Annotated in this window: 12 protein-coding genes and 1 pseudogene; 7 read left to right on the top strand and 6 right to left on the bottom strand. The window is 40.0% G+C overall.

Going from position 1 to position 17,086, the window contains the following annotated elements:
- Positions 1-374: 374 nt before the first annotated feature.
- The gene (locus tag H5114_RS18465; RefSeq protein ID WP_182723722.1) at positions 375-1,571 is read right to left on the bottom strand and encodes an ImmA/IrrE family metallo-endopeptidase; all 1,197 of its coding nucleotides are present in this window, start codon (positions 1,569-1,571) and stop codon (positions 375-377) included.
- Positions 1,572-1,580: 9 nt separating this feature from the next.
- Positions 1,581-1,865: a type II toxin-antitoxin system HigB family toxin gene (locus tag H5114_RS18460; protein ID WP_182723721.1), complete on the bottom strand. Its 285-nt coding sequence runs from the start codon at positions 1,863-1,865 to the stop codon at positions 1,581-1,583.
- A 428-nt stretch (positions 1,866-2,293) separates the two neighbouring features.
- Here H5114_RS18460 and H5114_RS18455 point away from each other — a divergent pair, with 428 nt between their 5' ends.
- The 5 genes from H5114_RS18455 (at position 2,294) to H5114_RS18435 (ending at position 10,547) form a co-directional block, all read left to right on the top strand.
- Complete coding sequence (locus tag H5114_RS18455; RefSeq protein ID WP_182723720.1) at positions 2,294-4,729, top strand: N-6 DNA methylase; 2,436 nt, start codon at positions 2,294-2,296, stop codon at positions 4,727-4,729.
- Positions 4,722-6,626: a type I restriction-modification system subunit M gene (locus tag H5114_RS18450; protein WP_182723719.1), complete on the top strand. Its 1,905-nt coding sequence runs from the start codon at positions 4,722-4,724 to the stop codon at positions 6,624-6,626. Before H5114_RS18455 ends, H5114_RS18450 begins: the two co-directional genes overlap by 8 nt.
- Positions 6,626-7,951, top strand: coding sequence for a restriction endonuclease subunit S (locus H5114_RS18445; RefSeq protein WP_182723718.1), 1,326 nt, complete (start codon positions 6,626-6,628; stop codon positions 7,949-7,951). Before H5114_RS18450 ends, H5114_RS18445 begins: the two co-directional genes overlap by 1 nt.
- 69 nt (positions 7,952-8,020) lie before the next feature.
- Entirely contained in the window at positions 8,021-9,340 is a 1,320-nt protein-coding gene (locus H5114_RS18440) for a hypothetical protein (RefSeq protein WP_182723717.1), read from the top strand.
- Positions 9,330-10,547 carry a hypothetical protein gene (locus tag H5114_RS18435; RefSeq protein WP_182723716.1) on the top strand — a complete coding sequence of 406 codons (1,218 nt, stop codon included), beginning with the start codon at positions 9,330-9,332 and terminating at the stop codon, positions 10,545-10,547. Before H5114_RS18440 ends, H5114_RS18435 begins: the two co-directional genes overlap by 11 nt.
- 153 nt (positions 10,548-10,700) lie before the next feature.
- On the opposite strand, the gene H5114_RS18430 is transcribed toward H5114_RS18435, so the two are convergent.
- Complete coding sequence (locus H5114_RS18430; RefSeq protein WP_182723715.1) at positions 10,701-10,862, bottom strand: hypothetical protein; 162 nt, start codon at positions 10,860-10,862, stop codon at positions 10,701-10,703.
- 252 nt (positions 10,863-11,114) lie between these two features.
- Here H5114_RS18430 and H5114_RS18425 point away from each other — a divergent pair, with 252 nt between their 5' ends.
- The gene (locus H5114_RS18425) at positions 11,115-14,423 is read left to right on the top strand and encodes a type I restriction endonuclease subunit R (protein WP_182723714.1); all 3,309 of its coding nucleotides are present in this window, start codon (positions 11,115-11,117) and stop codon (positions 14,421-14,423) included.
- Complete coding sequence (locus H5114_RS18420) at positions 14,423-15,136, top strand: M48 family metallopeptidase (protein ID WP_182723713.1); 714 nt, start codon at positions 14,423-14,425, stop codon at positions 15,134-15,136. The genes H5114_RS18425 and H5114_RS18420 overlap by 1 nt, the downstream gene beginning before the upstream one ends.
- A gap of 448 nt (positions 15,137-15,584) precedes the next feature.
- Here H5114_RS18420 and H5114_RS18415 read toward each other — a convergent pair.
- From H5114_RS18415 to H5114_RS18405, 3 genes and pseudogenes are all read right to left on the bottom strand, one after another.
- Positions 15,585-15,851: pseudogene (locus H5114_RS18415) on the bottom strand (IS3 family transposase); the annotation flags it as partial.
- A gap of 137 nt (positions 15,852-15,988) precedes the next feature.
- Positions 15,989-16,603 carry a hypothetical protein gene (locus tag H5114_RS18410; protein WP_182723712.1) on the bottom strand — a complete coding sequence of 205 codons (615 nt, stop codon included), beginning with the start codon at positions 16,601-16,603 and terminating at the stop codon, positions 15,989-15,991.
- Positions 16,596-16,970 (bottom strand): mCpol domain-containing protein, encoded by a 375-nt coding sequence (locus H5114_RS18405; RefSeq protein ID WP_182723711.1) that lies wholly within the window; start codon positions 16,968-16,970, stop codon positions 16,596-16,598. The genes H5114_RS18410 and H5114_RS18405 overlap by 8 nt, the downstream gene beginning before the upstream one ends.
- Between the last annotated feature and the right edge of the window lie 116 nt (positions 16,971-17,086).

Raw genomic sequence — 17,086 nt, 5'->3', positions numbered from 1 at the left:
GCAAAAAACAATCTGGATAAATGGGGTCTATATTATTCAAGCAGTTAGATATTTTTTTTGAATAAAAAAAAGTGAAAATAAATGCAAGAAACTTAGTTTTGTGACTAAATTTGACTCATTATTTTTGTTTTTGCTGAAAATAACAGGGGAATATTCTTGGCTTAACGAGAGATGTTGATGCTGCTTTATAAAAATTAGCGTGTGATTGCCATCATAAAATGATGGCTAAAATAGTGAGGGATACTTCAAAGCACAAACGCAGTCAAAGGCTATTCCAGTGCTTTGTGGATACGAGAACGAGCTTACAACTCGATGCGATGTCAGAGCTAAGAATCATTTAAAAAAAAACTTCAATCAAACGCGAAACTTACATACTAAAAGTGACTTCTTACCTTATCTCGGAACGCTTTACCAAATGTAGAGTGATCATTACGCTCATAACGGATTCTACCAGCAACAATGCATGGTGATATGTGTAGTTTACTTGCAAGTTTTTGCACACAATCAACATCTTTCACTTCGGCTAAACTCGAAGAACCTGATGGAATTAAGCTTTCCTGGGCTAATGCATCGGCCTCTTGTTCAACTTCGTCGGCGCCTTCAGCATCTAAATTATCCAAGTACCATGTTTCAGTACCATCCACATGCAACGCAATATGTGCTAACTCATGCATCAACGAAAACCAAAAGTTATCTAATTTATCGTAGCGTAATGTAAGTGCAACGACAGGGTTACCGCTAGCAGAAATGCATACAGCGCCATCTAAATAAGTTTTTGGTAAATGAGCTTCAATAATTAAATGAATACCATGGCGGTTCAAAAACTCTTTCGCTAACTTAGGCCCTTGATCAGACCATGATAACTGAGCCAATTTTTTCATCCAGTTAGCATCAACTGTACCTTTAACATATTTAGCTGGTAGCTGCTCTTCTTGCGCCTTCTGTAAAATCCTGACTTGCCACGCCCATAAAGCGTAACTATTAGTCTCTTTGTCATTTGAACGTAAATGAGCAGTGGTTCTTAATAATGCTGGTTTTAAAGAAAAGCCATTGGGAACAGACGTTAAAAACAGATTGAGCTTTTCAATTGAATACTCTTTTAATTCCTTTATTGAGCCCTTAAAACCTTCGAAATAACCCCGGGTGCGCATTTCTGATATAGGAAAAGCATCCCAATCAACATCTTTGGAAATGGTATCTTTTTGACAAGGCTCTTTTATCAAGACATCAGCAGATATCCCTAAACCGGGGCTTAACTTACGGATCATATTAAGACTTAAACTTCGCGTACCGTTTAGTACTTCCGTTACTTTTGACGCAGAGCCAAAATATGGAACTAAATCTTTTTTAATCAATCCTTGTTGTTCCATTCGAAACTTAATCGCTTCAATAGGGTCAGGAGACTCAATAGGAAAGGCCTCTTCTTCATACTTTTCGATCAAGAATGCAAGCAAATCCAACTCATCATTTTCTGCAGTGTTCGGAGCAAGATCGCGATCCATTAATAGCATTAAGCGAGCTAACGCTTGCTCATGATCTTGAGTTGATTTAATTAACTTAATGTGGCCCATAATACCTCCCTAAAAGCTTTGCTTATCATACTCCGAATGAGTTCCAACCCATTCAATAACAGCAATGCCATTTTGATATCTAACTTTCACAACTAATCTGTAATGGTTACCTTTCACATTAAAGATAACCTTATTATCAGCTAAGAAATCAGCGCTTCGATATCTATTCTTTATATCTTGTGGGGTTTTCCAGTCAGCTTTACTCGCTTCTGAAAACCAAGCTTCAAGTGCCTTTTTTGCGTCAGCATGCTTTTGACTAAACTTTGTAAGTTTGTCTCTTCCTAAGACTTTCATTACACCTCAAGGTTCCCACCAAGGGAATTATAGTTACTACCACCAAAAAGGGAAGTTAATTATCACAATGGATACTACTCTGCTGTCGCTACCGTCAAAATACACTTGAGTGGCAGCTCTGCTTTAATACCGTCTTCAAGCTTATCGTAGAACATGAATAACTGCTCTAATAAATCTTGCTGAGTGGTAGCCCCTAGAAATACTAAACACTTTCTAACTGCCTATGTCCAACCATTTAGAGCCATAAGATCGCGGCTAAGAAATAGCTTTATAGCTAATTTCATAGCTGTAGCAAGCAATCGTATTTGTATCGAAATCAAACAACTAACATGCCTTCATTGCTCCACCTGCAACAAAGTCGTAGAATCACATGCAATATAAAGTGCCTGTTATCAATACAGACCCACACCTTCATTTTAGGTAATTCAATGACTAACAAACTCACTCTTCAAACGCTTGAATCATTCTTGTGGGAAAGTGCTGATATTTTGCGTGGTCATATGGATGCGTCTGAATTTAAAGAATATGTATTAGCTATTACCTTTATGAAGTACCTTTCTGATACGTTTGATGAAGAGCGTGAGAAGGTGCTCCAGTACTATCTAGATGAAGGAGTAAGTCGGGCGGAAGCTGTAACGTTATCGGAGAATAAAGATAACTATGATGGTATTTTCTTTATTCCTAAAAACGCTCGATGGTCTGAGCTGACAAAACTTACGCATGATATTGGTGATAAAGTAAATCAAGCGGCGGATGAGATTGAGGCTCTAAATCCTTACCTCCATGAAGTTTTGACTTTTATTGATTTTAATAACAAGCATAAGCTGCCTGTAAACAACCTAAGAAGTTTATTAACACATTTCAGCAAATTACGATTGGGGAAGTCTCATTTTGAATCTCCAAATATACTAGGCGTAGCATTCCAAAATTTAATTAAACGATTTGCCGATAGCGCAGGAAAGAAAGCTGGAGAATTTTACACTCCACCTGAAGTCGTGCAGTTACTAGTTGCCTTACTTAAGCCTCGCAAAGGTATGAGAATATATGACCCGACATGTGGCGCGGGGGGTCTGTTGATTGAAAGCCACAACTTCGTATCTAATCATACTGGTAATGTTGATAACTTGTCGTTGTTTGGGCAAGAAATTAGTTTGTATACTTGGGCTATTTGTCAGATGAATATGGTACTAAATGGTATTCATAACTCTTCAGTTCGTGTCGGTGACACTTTACGTGATCCTCAGCATATTCAAAACTCTACATTAATGAAATTTGATCGCGTGGTCGCTAATCCTCCATTTTCTCTAAAGGAATGGGGAGAGCATAATGACGATCCCTTTGAACGTTATTCTTATGGTATGCCACCCCAAAATAGTGGCGATTTTGCATTTTTACAACATATGATAGCCAGTACCAATGATGACGGTATGATCGGTGTTGTTGTTCCTCATGGTGTCTTATTTCGTGGATCTAGTGAAAAAGTAATCCGGCAAGGCATCATAGAAGATGATTTGCTTGAAGCTGTTATTGGCCTACCCTCTGGTTTGTTCTATGGCACTGGCATTCCTACGTGTTTGCTTATTCTAAATAAGAACAAAAGTGCTGAGCGCAAAGGTAAAGTTATTTTCATTGATGCTTCGCATGATTTCGAGTCAACGCGCTCAATGAATAGACTGCGGAGCGAAGATAGTGAAAAAGTAATTGAGGCATTCGATCGTTTTGAAGAACAAGGCACTTTCTGCAAAGTTATTGATGTCAAAAAATTGCTTGATCATGAAGCAAGTTTAACTATAACTCGCTATGTCGATAACTCACCAATAGTCAAAGAAATCGCACATTTATTGAGTCACCATGAAGGGTTTGAGCGTATTCCTCTCAGTAATAAGGACTTAGTAAAAACCATTAGAGTCGCAAAGCCTGAAGATGCAGAAAAAATTGAGAACGCAGTATATTTGAGACGACATCAGCCTGAAAAAAGCCCTGTGTTATTGGCTCTGTTTGGCAAAGAGAAAACTAAAGGTTCATACATTGAGATAGTTTTTCATAAAAATAAGCTAATTAATGAATATGCAAAGCTATTTTTCGAATCGAGTTTAGGACGACTTATGCTAAACCGTATCCCAACTGGTGTAAGTATTCAAATGCTGCAAGCTAGTTCTATCAAGTCTTTGAACATCCCCATACCGAGTGTAGAGGTACAAAGTGAAGTAATTAAGGTCGCCTCTAAGTTACTAATTGCAAAGCAACAAATTGATGTTTTTTTCTCAAATTTAACGACTGAACCAAAACAATATAAGTTAATAGAGGATAATACTGATGCAATGGTTTATACCTTGTCCAGTATGAGCGACGCTAAGCATTTGAAGCATCTTATCGCAATGGGTGAAACCCGGCAGATGGAGTTTAAGCAATCATTTTTCGCTAATGTGGATAAGATTCGTTCAAATGAGAAGCTGGAAAAAAACAAAGATGTTCAGGCTGAAGTCATTAAAGATATCGCATCCTTTATGAATAGCGATGGTGGTACTTTACTGATTGGAGTTAATGACCAAGGGAAAATTACTGGTGTAGATTTAGAACTAAAAAAGTGTAGATGGAACAAAATGGATAACTACATCCAAGAACTTGGTGCGCAACTTGAGTCTCGGTTAGGTAAAAATTATCACCAATATTGTAAAATATTAGAAGTTAAAATAGATGAGATGATAGTTGCTCGTATAGATTGTATTCGCTCCCCACATCCTGTTTTTTTAGATAACGAAAAATTTCACGTCAGAACCGATACGTCATCACCAGCCCTCAGTGGCGAGGCGATGTTACGATATATTCAAAATCATTTTAAGGTCTCATTACTCAATGACTAATAAACTCACTCTTCAAACGCTTGAATCATTCTTGTGGGAAACGGCCGATATTCTGCGTGGCAATATGGATGCGTCTGAATTTAAAGATTATATCTTTGGCATGATGTTTCTAAAGCGCTTGTCAGATGCCTTTGATGAAGAGCGTGAAAAGGTTGTTCAGTATTATCTCGATAAAGGTAAAACGCAGGCGCAAGCGGATGAGCTTAGCGATGATGAAGATGAGTACGACGATACGTTTTTTATGCCCGCTATCGCCCGTTGGTCAGCGCTTAAAGATTTGAAACACAACATTGGTGAGGCACTTAATACCGCAGCCGAAGCGATTGAAGAACACAACTCAAGCCTTGAGGGCGTGTTAGTCACTATCGACTTCAACATTAAAAACAAGCTGTCTGATAAAAAGCTACAAGACTTGTTATCGCACTTCAGTAAACATCGATTACGTAATGCCGACTTTGAACGTCCAGATATGCTCGGCACTGCTTACGAATACTTGATTAAGATGTTTGCCGATAGCGCCGGTAAAAAGGGCGGAGAATTCTATACCCCAAGCGAAGTGGTGCAACTGCTGGTGGCCTTGCTTAAGCCCCATGCGGGTATGCGTATTTATGACCCTACCTCAGGCTCGGGCGGAATGTTAGTGCAAATGCGCAATCATCTAGCTGATCATGGTGAGAACGCGGCTAATTTGTCGCTATTCGGCCAAGAGATGAACCTAAATACGTGGGCCATTTGTAAGATGAACATGTTCTTACACGGGGTGCATAATGCTGACATTCGCAAGGGCGATACTTTGCGCGACCCTAAACATACTCTTGGTGGTGAGTTAATGCATTTCGACCGCGTTATCGCCAACCCTCCATTTTCATTAAGTAAGTGGGGTAAAGAGGATTGCGACAACGATGGCTTTGGTCGATTCCCTTATGGCACACCGCCAAAAGATGCAGGTGACTTAGCCTTTGTGCAGCACATGATAGCCAGTACCAATAACGACGGTATGGTCGGTGTGGTGATGCCGCATGGGGTGTTATTTCGAGGTTCAAGCGAAAAAGCCATTCGCCAAGGCATACTAGAAGATGACCTACTTGAAGCGGTTGTCGGTCTGCCAGCAGGTTTATTTTACGGTACAGGTATTCCAGCCTGTTTGTTAATCATTAATAAACAAAAGCCTGCCGAGCGTAAGGGCAAGGTGCTGTTTATCAACAGCGAGCTAGAATATCAAGAGGGTAAAAACCAAAACAAGCTGCGCCCGCAAGATATCGCCAAAATCGTCGACACCTTTGATAACTACACCGAACTATCACGCTACTCAAAAGTGGTCGAGTTAAGCGAAATAGCGGATAACGATTACAACCTCAACATACGCCGTTATGCCGACACTTCACCACCGGCTGAAATATTCGATGTGCGTGCCATTCTGCATGGTGGCATTCCAGTTCGTGAAGTGGAAGATGTCTACATTAGGGACGAGATCCTAAAAGGCTTTGATGTGTCTTATGTCTTCACTCCTCGCCATTCCCTTGAGGGCGGTAATCCACAGTCTTTTGATTATTATGACTTCAAAGCAGAAATCGATACTAAAGAGAAGATTAGACCGTTTGTAGAAAAGAGTTTTGAAGCAAGCTTAGTGTCTGCGGATGCCGATGCGACTGAGCAAGCATCAGCAATGGCACTTGTGTTAGGTCAATTAGAACGCTGGTGGGATAAATACCATGTTTCACTGCACCAGCTCGATGCAGAAGTGTTGACAGCCGAACAAGTGATGCAAGGCTATCTGAAGGAGCTGGGTTACAATGTGCACGACTGCATGGATGCAGTAGGTAGAGCAACGTCGGGAACGGTTGCCGAGGATGCACAAGTGCCGCGAGCGAATGGATGCGCAGGAGCGGCTGAGTAATGGCTAACTTGAATGTGGTTCCTGACGGGTGGCGAGCTGTAAAATTTAAAGAAGTATTTCATGACTACAAATATGGACCGCGCTTTAGCTCTAAGGATTATGATGAATTTGGCAATGTTAAAACAATTAGGGGGACAGATGTATCATCTACTGGTGAAATTAAATATCAACAAGTTCCAACTGCAAAGCTTGATGAAACTTTAGTTGATAACAACCAATTGTATGATGGTGATCTTGTTATGATTACCACTGCTGATTGCGGTATGACAGCTGTGTTTTATGAACAGAAAATACCATACATTGCTAGTGCGTATGCTATTCGTCTAACGCCTACTGAATTCATATCATCTGAATATTCAAAGTTTTTTATGCAAACATCCTATGCTAAAAAACAAGTCGACTCATTTGTTCGTAAAGGTACGGTTGCTAATTTACCTGGTTCAGATGTTATGAATTTAGTAATAGATCTCCCTCCACTCCCTGAACAGCAAAAGATTGCTGCGATTTTAACGTCAGTGGATGAGGTGATTGACAAAACACAGGCGCAAATCGATAAGCTTAAAGACCTCAAAACTGCCATGATGCAAGAGCTGCTGCTTCCCTCTGAAAACAGTGGTGTTGGCACTAAGCAAGACGACGCTACTCTTCACAATAGCATTGCTAGTAGAGAAAGTTACATCCCCCACACCGAGTTCAAAGACTCACCCGTCGGCAGAATTCCGAAAAGCTGGGAGGTTGTTAAATTCAAAGATATTTTCCTCGATTATAAATATGGTCCACGCTTTAGCTCTAAAGATTATGATACTTCAGGCAATGTAAAAACCATCCGAGGAACAGATCTTTCTAATAATGGGGTTATAAAGTATAGACAGGTTCCTATTGCAAGATTGGATACTAAATTAGTTGAGAAAAACGCCTTAAAGAATGGTGATCTAGTGATGATTACAACTGCCGATTGTGGAGCTACCGCAGTATTTGAATCGCAATCAATACCTTATATTGCAAGTGCTTACGCAATCAAGTTGACACCAAGAAAAGGCTTGAATTCAAAGTATATTAACTACTTTATGCAAACTAATAATGCTTTGATACAAGTGGATTCTTTTGTTCGGAAAGGTACTGTAGCAAATCTTCCAGGATCTGATGTTATGTCAATTATCTTAGCCTTACCCTCTATAGAAGAACAAAATAAGGTTGTACTTATTTTGGAACAGCTTGATATGAAAATAATGTTGAAACAAGAAGTGCTATCAAGCAAGAAAAACATCAAAAAAGCCCTGATGCAAGATCTGCTCACGGGCAAGGTGCGCGTGAAAGTCGATTAATGGACGGCAAGAATTAGCTAATGAATCCCAAGTAACAGTACACATTAAGCACAACATCAAGGATGAACCATGAGCAAGGATGCTTTGCCGAAACAATCGTTAGTTACAATGCTAGATGAATCATTTAAGCAGCTTAAAGCTGAATATCAAACAGGGCAACCAGTAGTATTTTCTACAGGTAATATAAGTAACCTTTTTTTACCTCCACCTAATGAGGTGATGAAATTATTCGGTATAAGTAACCCAATACTTTTTGGCATTGAAGTTGCTGAACAAGACTTAAACTTACCGCTTGATATTAAATCGAGTAGTCGACACAAGTTAACCACTTCAGGTGTTGGGCTGCCGTCAGCCAAGAAAATGTTCCGCTGGTCAAGAGAGCTGTTTAGTCGTGTTGTTACGGATAGCTCTATTTTTAATGGGCAGGATATTGCGCAAAGTGCACTGGTCAATTCTAATGCACTAGGCTGGTACTCGTTACTCAATAACTCAGAGGAAATGCAGCGGGCAAATACCGCTGTCGATTTTGATGAGTTTAAACCTCTACTTATTTTTTTGACTCAACGCTGCAAAGATGATGTTGAGTGCTTTGAGCATATAAAGCAGCAAGTTGATAAGCAGGGCATTGAGGATATGACCTTGAGCGATAAGTTACAGCTTCAAGCTCCATTGTGGTTAGGCCATTCAGAAGTTGGGCATTCAACGTGGAAAATGTTTTGTCGTGTTTTGCAGCAGCATAAACTACAACAGATAAAAGACAAAGAATCTGAGTTATCCCTGCTTGAGTGTTTTATTACATTACAGTTAGATTTTTACCTTGAGGCTATTGCCCATTATGAAGTCGGCGTGGTTTTAACAAAACATGAAAACATGCTAGAGGTTACTAAACCAAACGGCATTCTTACAAAAGGTTTGTCGTTGTACGCCGATGGGGCTGCTAAAACCTGTTTTGATGGTTTTTTGATAGAGTTAATGAGCACTATTGAAAAGGTACATGGAGGTATAAGTTGGCGAACTTTGGCTGAGTGTATTGATATTGATGAATCTGTTGCTACAGGTTCAGGAGATAGCTTAAACGACAGAAAGTACAATCAGCTGAAAGATTGGCGTAAAGGCAAGAACCTTCCATCATATAGTAAATTACAGATGTTTTTTATTCGACTGTTTAGCCTTGATGACGGTGAATTTATCGATGTAATTTTAGCCTATAGTAAAATAGCGATGGGGCTAGATAATTTGTTCATTACACTTAAAAACCTTAATCTTGGTTTACATTGTTCAGCAGAGGAGTTTGAAATAACGTTTAAACGTGTATTGGGGGGGTATCCAACATACTACCTGCGTTGTATAGAACGCCAGTTGCCAAAGGTGACGTCAAATGAAACCTAATAAACAAGGCAAGTATGTAATAGCATCGCCAAGCTATAAGAGTACTTTTTTACCGTCTCCATCAGATGTTTCTGAGTTACTTGGTCTTCCCGCTAACATTATAAAAATGATCCCCCTTGCCGAAGAACATCACGGAATACCATTAAATGTAGGAAGAAGCTCTCGGGCAGAAATGACCAACAATGGTGTAGCAAAACCGACAATGAGTAAGTTAGCTGGTTGGATGAATAAGTTACCCATTCCATTTAAACAATTAATTGATCTTCCGTTAATGTTAAAAACATATCGAGCCATGCGTGTAGGATCTAATGCAGGGCTTTGGTACTCAGTATCTAACGGCTTCAAGCTCTCAAGTCATGATAGCGAGTTTATTACTTTATTTGATTTTATTGATATGAGAGCCGAAGCTGACTATCAAATGGTAAAAGGCATAAAGCATCAAATCAGGGAAAAAATAATAGACAAGAATGATACTAATGCGATTTGGCAAGCTCAACTTGGTACATGGACAAGGCACAGTATGCTGCCAGCAGAGCAATTAGCTTGCTTAACCAATTTTTTTAGCAACATTAATGACCCCATGTTTCACGTTGAAGCCAATGCTATCGCAGTAAAAAAAGCAGAATATCACCTAAGATTTGATTTTTATTTATCTGCAATTGCAAGTTATGAGGTCGGGCTTTTACTTTATGCCTCGAGGCAAATGCCGGAGATTGAAATAAAGTCTAATGACGGTGTATTTTCTTCCGTCATTAGCACTTACGCAGTGTCTAACGAAGAGTGTACTTGTTTTGGTGCAATGTTAATGGAACTAAGAAACATATTAGCACGTCATGATCACGATTCTGGTTGGCGAGCATTAGCGTCTTACATTGATATTGAAGAGTCCGGTAACAAAGAAGATCTTTTAAACGACAAGCAGTATAGGCAGATTAGAGATTGGCGCAATCGTAAAAATATGCCTTCAGATAAGAGGCTGCGACAGTTTATTACTAATGTTGCTAATGACTTAGGGGATTATGAAATTGAGTCGACGTTAATCTATCTACGCATAGCTAACGCTATCGATACCTTAGTCGAAAGGTTACTTGAAGAGACAAATGATCACAGAATCCTTGTGATTATCGCTGAAGTATTAGAGTGCTACCCTAAGTATTTTGAACGTTTTAAGCTGGTTTATTTTAATAAAAACGCACAAACAACATGATGTTGTATGTGCGCTTTATTTACACATAAAACTTAATCGTCTAGCTGCTCTTGCCAATCATCAGGGCGATCATCTTCGCCGCGACTCTGCCAATAGGCATCGTGCTCAGGGTTGAGTTGCTGTGAACGGTTATCATCATCATGCTTAGCCATATTATTTGCTCCCCTGTTTGCCACTACCTGAATTTTTAGCTGCTGCACTTGACGCTCGTGATGCAACACTACCTTTAGGCACTGAACCACCATTTTGCTTTGCCGTTGCACTTTGAATACGAGCGGCTGCGTCGCTGGTCATTGGGGTTTTGTTATTACTCATTTTTTGTATCTCCAATATAAAGTTATGTTGGTAGAAGCCTCTGCCAACGGAGGGAATAATATCTGAGTATTTTGTTGTTGCAGTGGGGGGGAGATTGTCCAAATTTGAATTAATGGGTACTTTTTTACGATGAACGTGAACATATGAGCTGTTAATGAAGCTAAGTATCTGTAATATCGATGAACAAGGAATTTAAGCCGCATTCGTTTTTAGCGCTTTTAGTATTTTAATTGTACGGACAGAGCCTCAGTTATGAATCAAGATGAGTTCGATAAAGTAGAAGCCCCCGCCATTGCGCAACTAGTGAGTTTAGGTTGGGAGTACATCTCTGGGAAGGATCTATCACCTTCAAGTAAGCCATCTGTAAATGAATCACCAGAGCATATTTATGCTGATGGTAAAGGCGAGCGAACTTACTTGCGTGATGTGGTACTTGTAAAGCGTCTTGAAGCGGCAATTAAGCGTATTAACCCATGGATTAGTGATGAGAACCTGCGAAAGGTATCGCGTGATGTGACCCACCCTAATTTTGCGGCCTTAATGGAGTATAACCACGCGTTCTACCAAACCTTAGTCAGCTATTTATCAGTCGAACAAGATTTAGGTAAGGGCCGTAAGGGGCAAACCGTTAAGCTGGTGGACTTTGATAAGCCAGAAAACAACGAATTTGTTTGTACTAATCAATTCAAAATTGAAGGCGTTAACCAGAATATCATCCCTGATATTGTTTGTTTTGTGAATGGCATTCCTCTAGCTGTTATTGAGTGTAAGTCGCCGTATATTTCAAGCCCGATGAGCGAAGGGATAAACCAGTTACGTCGTTATGCTAATTTGCGCCAGAGTGAAGATCATGAAGGTGCTGAAAAACTGTTTTGGTATAATCAGCTGATGGTATCTAGCTGTCGTGATCAAGCCAAAGTGGGCACAATTAGTTCAAACTCGTCACATTATGGCGATTGGAAAGACGCTTACCCTTTTACTGAGAAGCAGCTTTCTGAACAATCACTTAATAATATAGTCCGCCTTAATCATCCTGTGGATATACAGTTGCCCGAAGATGTACTTGCTGACACTGACAGCCATATTGTGCTGCCTCAAGTTGCAGAGTCTTCCGCTAGTTATACGATTACACCCGCTCAATCTTCCGCCCAACCCTCCGATTTACCTTCAAATGACAGCATGACTCAAAATTATGATGCGCTGACTCAGGTAACGGCACAGCAGCGTTTATTGGCTGGTATGTTCAGTAGAGCAAACTTCTTAGATATTTTGCAGAACTTTATATTGTTTGAAACCGATGATGGCCGTGTGATTAAGAAGGTGGCGCGTTATCAGCAATATCGTGCGGTAAACAAAGTCATTGAGCGTTTAAAGTCTGGTAAAGATCGCAAAGAAAAGTCCGGTGTAGTTTGGCATACCCAAGGCAGTGGTAAGTCGTTGACCATGGTGATGCTAGCAGTAAAAATGCGCCGAGATCCGGAGCTAAAAAAGTACAAGTTGGTGTTTATTACCGACCGAACTCAACTTGATGAGCAGCTATCTAATACGTTCCGTGATGCCCAAGGTGAAACCGTTTATAACGCAGGCTCAGTGGCGCAGCTTAAAGAACTTCTTAAAAAAGACAGCTCTGATTTAGTGACTGCAATGGTGCAGAAGTTTTCTGACCTTGAGAAAGAACAAGAAAAACAAAAGGGTGTTGCTGCTGGGTTTGTCGACCTTAATCCGAGCGATAAAATTATTGTATTGGCTGATGAGGCACATCGAACCCAGTTTGGTGGTTTGGCGATGACCATTAATGCAGCCCTGCCGAATGCACCCAAGATAGGCTTTACTGGTACCCCTTTGCTTAAAACCCAAAAAATGGGCCAAGCATTTGGTGGTTATATTGACGAGTATAGAATTAACCAAGCAGTCGAAGACGGCGCAACCGTTAAACTATTGTACGAAGGCCGTGAAGTGATATCTGAGGTTGCTGGAGAATCACTGGATAAACTATTTGAAGAATATTTTGGTGATTACACAGAAGAAGAACAGCGTGAAATTAAGAAAAAGTATGGTGTAGAGAAAGCCGTGCGTGAAGCGCCGGCGCGTATTCGCTGGGTGTGTATAGATTTGATTAAGCATTATAAAGAACGCATTCGTCCTGACGGTTTTAAAGCCATGATTGTGGTTGGGAGTCGTCATGCCGCCGCCATCTTTAAAAAGACCTTAGATGAATTAGGCGCACCGCCTTCGGAAGTAATCATTTCAGGTGATCATAATGACAAGGCTTACATTGCTCAATACACGGACAAAGTACGCCAAAAACAGATTATCAATAACTTTAAGAAACCCTTTGGTATTGATAAACAGGGTACGGAAGACAAAAATAAAAAGTTTGATAACACCGCCTTTCTTATTGTGAAAGATATGCTGCTAACAGGCTTTGATGCGCCTATAGCGCAAGTAATGTATATCGACCGTAAGCTGCAAGATCATACCTTGATGCAAGCCATAGCTCGGGTTAACCGTACCTATAAAGGCAAAGAGTGTGGCTATGTTGTGGACTATCACGGTTTATCCAATTACCTAACGGATGCTTTAGATCTGTTTAGCAGTGAAGATGTTGAAGGGACTTACCAAAGCTTAAAAGATGAAATACCTAAGGTAAAAGCCAAGCACACTCGGGCGATGTCATTCTTTAAAAATGTAACGGTAAATGGCCAACCAAGTGCAAATATTGATGACTATGTATTGGCATTAAAAGATGAGTCGATCCGTGCACAATTTGATATGGCCTTTAAGCAATTTGCCAAACAGTTAAATGTGATTTTACCCGATGTTGCCGCTATCCCTTTTATTGCTGATATGAAGCTACTAGGCAAAATCCATAATGCGACTAAGACGCTTTATCGTGATGAAGGTTTAGACATGCATGAGATTGGCGAGAAAGTTCGTCAATTAGTGGATGAGCATATTTTGAGTACGGGCGTAGACCCTAAAATTCCACCAGTGGATTTACTGGCTGCTAACTTTAAAGACAGTATCAAACCGACGAAGTCAGATGAGTCTAAGGCATCTGAAATCGAAAGTGCGATTAAGCACCACATTACGATTAATCTTGATGACGATCCTGAATATTACCGATCTTTGAGCTTAAGGCTGCGTGACATTATTGAGAAAACTCACGGCAAGTGGGCAGAGCAACTTGAATTACTATTTGAGTTTACTGATGATATTAGTCACGCCCACCAGCAAGCGGCACGAGATGTCGGCCTAACTGAAACTGAGTTCGCCTTCTATGGCATTTTGATGGCTGAAGTCACTCAAGCGAGCGATGGTGATGTGATTGATGAAAGCATTCACGATGCAATCAAAACAACCACTCAAGTATTGGTGTCGATGCTAGAAGAAGCGACAGAGATTATCGACTTTTTCAGAAAAGATGATGAAGTTAAACGGATGAAGAAAGAGATTAAGCGTGCAGTATTGGATCAACCGTTTGGTGATAAAGCGTTGGTGGCTATTCTTCAAGAGCGATTTATGGAATTGGCAAAGACTAAGTTTGGGAATAAGTCATAGTGAGTGCTGTTAAACCTGAACAAATACAAGTTAAAGGGCTTTATGTTGGCGTTGTTAGAACCAGTAGGGCTAAAACGGCTTCAATCAAGGTCGATGACGGCCTCGTTTCTGTGGTTGTTCCGAAAGCATTGGCTATTGAGCGTATCCAGCAGCTGGTGGAAGATAAATATCAATGGATAGTGCAGAAGGTTGCGCTGCATGAAGAGTCCAAACCTGCCAGTGACAGAGAATTTGTTTCAGGCGAGGCCTATGCTTATCTTGGGCGAAATTATCGCTTAAAGGTTGTTACAGGGGCTTATATTCCCGTGAAACTTATCCAGGGGCGCTTGGTTGCGACCTTACCCGATGGAGCTAAGCGCAGCAATCTGGTTCGAGATGCGGTTATTCGTTGGTATAAGCTCAATGCGTTACGCAAGATTAAAGAAAAAGTAAGACGTTACTCAAAAACCATGGGGCTAGAACCTAAATCGGTAAGCATTAAAACACTTAAGAGTCGCTGGGGAAGTTGCAGCCCTATAGGTGAACTCGACTTTAATTGGATTATCGTTATGGCGCCAAATCGAGTCGTTGATTACGTGGTCGTACATGAGCTTTGCCACTTAAAGCAACTTGATCACTCGCCTAAGTTTTGGAAAGAAGTTGAGCGAGTGATGCCAGATTATGCCGAGCACAAAGAGTGGCTGAAGGTGAACGCTAGAAGGTTGGTTGTTTAATCTTACTATAATGTAAGTCAATAAAAATATTGAAATAAATACGTTTTAACAAAGTTAAAATTGGATTTTCACTAGCTCACCATTGGACATCAACGATTTAAAAAGCTAGTTCTGTTTATATCTCTCCAGATAAAATTTTGTATTGAAAACGTCTAAGCAAGTGGCCATCTTCACTTCGCCACTACAGAACCACTATTCCAAGGTGAGGAAGCGATAGTGAGAATATCATTTGTCACCTTCGCCTTCAGACAATAATTAATTGAATAGGAATAAACCCGTAAATTAAATTACACATATTTACCTGTCTTGCGTGTAATTATACATGAGCTAGATAATTGCGTGTAATTGGAGGTAACAATAAGTGATTGGAATTTTTCTAGACCAGAATTAGCAGAGCATTACCTTATGCGGTTAACGGCGTTTTTCAAGACAGTTGTCGCCTAAATTGTTAAGTAGCTTTTTTATGTTGCTCTGGATTTAACGCCACAGCGCCTATTGGCTGCCAGTTTCGCTCTTCTTTTGACCACCGCTCTGGATGTTCATTTCTTTTTGTCTGATACAACGCTTTTCGCTTCGCCAGTATTCCAACATCAAGACCATCATGTCTCTGGTTTGGTGTCACAAACTTAATCCTGCTATGGCGATGCTCGCTGTTGGACCAATAAACAAATTCATTGACCCATTTACACGCTTCATCTAACGATTTAAAACCTTCGCGGTAAGCGTCCGGTAAACTACGCCTTGCCTAGTTTAACCTGCCAGGGTAAGAGTGTAGTGGTCGAGTTAAATTGGCCTCTACTGTGGGGCTGGAGGTTAAACACCTTCGGTTATCCGATTAGGCAAAAATTCCGATCAGTAGAAGGATATATCCTGATCTACGTCAGTGCTCATTTGTTTAAACCTAATTCTTCCCGTACTTTTTCTATCTGTAAAATAACACCCTGACAATTCCAGTGCACCTTGAGAATTACTATCAACTTTACGAATATCAAAAATAGTAGAACCTATATATGAACTCCAGTCAGGGTTCTTTGGGACGGATCGATACATATAATAAAGTTTAGGTTCTCCTCCCTCGATAGTTGGAGTCGTTTCTAAAGTAATAGATTTTGACGTTTCAGTATGGATATTTATTTGTGTTTCCAAAAGTGTTTGCTTAATTAGCACTCGAACAGATATTACCAATCCTGTTTGAGTTGTAATTTCACCTTCCCATGTACCGTTTAGATCAGGGTATAAAGAAGGGTTTAACTTTTTGAATAACTTCCAAATTGGCCTAGCAAAAAAGTTAGTTGTAATAACAATGATTATAAGAAATGCCACCCATGGGGCTATGCTGACTACCTTTATAATCGATAGGTCGTTGATCCAATAGCTTTGTAAAAACTCATAAGCACCGATACTTATTATTGTTGTTATCATTGCCACGTATTTTAACAGTGACTTAAAATCAATAATCCTAAACATATTTATTTAAAACCGAAAAGTTATGCAGGCAGTACTTACCACTGCTTTTAGCCGAAAGTAGTGCTATGTATGACTCCTGTAACGTTGCCCCAAGACCTGCAGAGAAACGTAATTCAGGTTCTGCTATAGATTTAATTTCTTCAAATAAAATTATTTCATCAACAGTTTCATCTTCTGAATAGCCAGCAACGCCATCTGCGGCACAAAATATGATGTTGAAACCTCGAGAGTTTAGAAAGTCAGAGATTAATGACGTTTTTTCATTTACCACTTGGTTGATTCTTGAAAGCTCACTTACGTCATTTTTCAAATATGATGATGTAATCATCTGACCAATATCATCACCATCAATTGTTATATACATCATATATTTTCGTCTTCGTTTAAATTATGCCATTCTACTTTACATGAAACTCAAAGCATATGGTTTTGCCTAACAGCTTATGGAACTGCTCGCCAAATAAAGTCGGCCGCTTAAGTTAT

Origin of the sequence: Shewanella sp. SR43-8 (assembly GCF_014163775.1) — a bacterium.
In the GTDB taxonomy this organism is placed as follows: Bacteria; Pseudomonadota; Gammaproteobacteria; order Enterobacterales; family Shewanellaceae; genus Shewanella; species Shewanella vesiculosa.
This window is presented reverse-complemented; position numbering and strand designations above follow the sequence as displayed.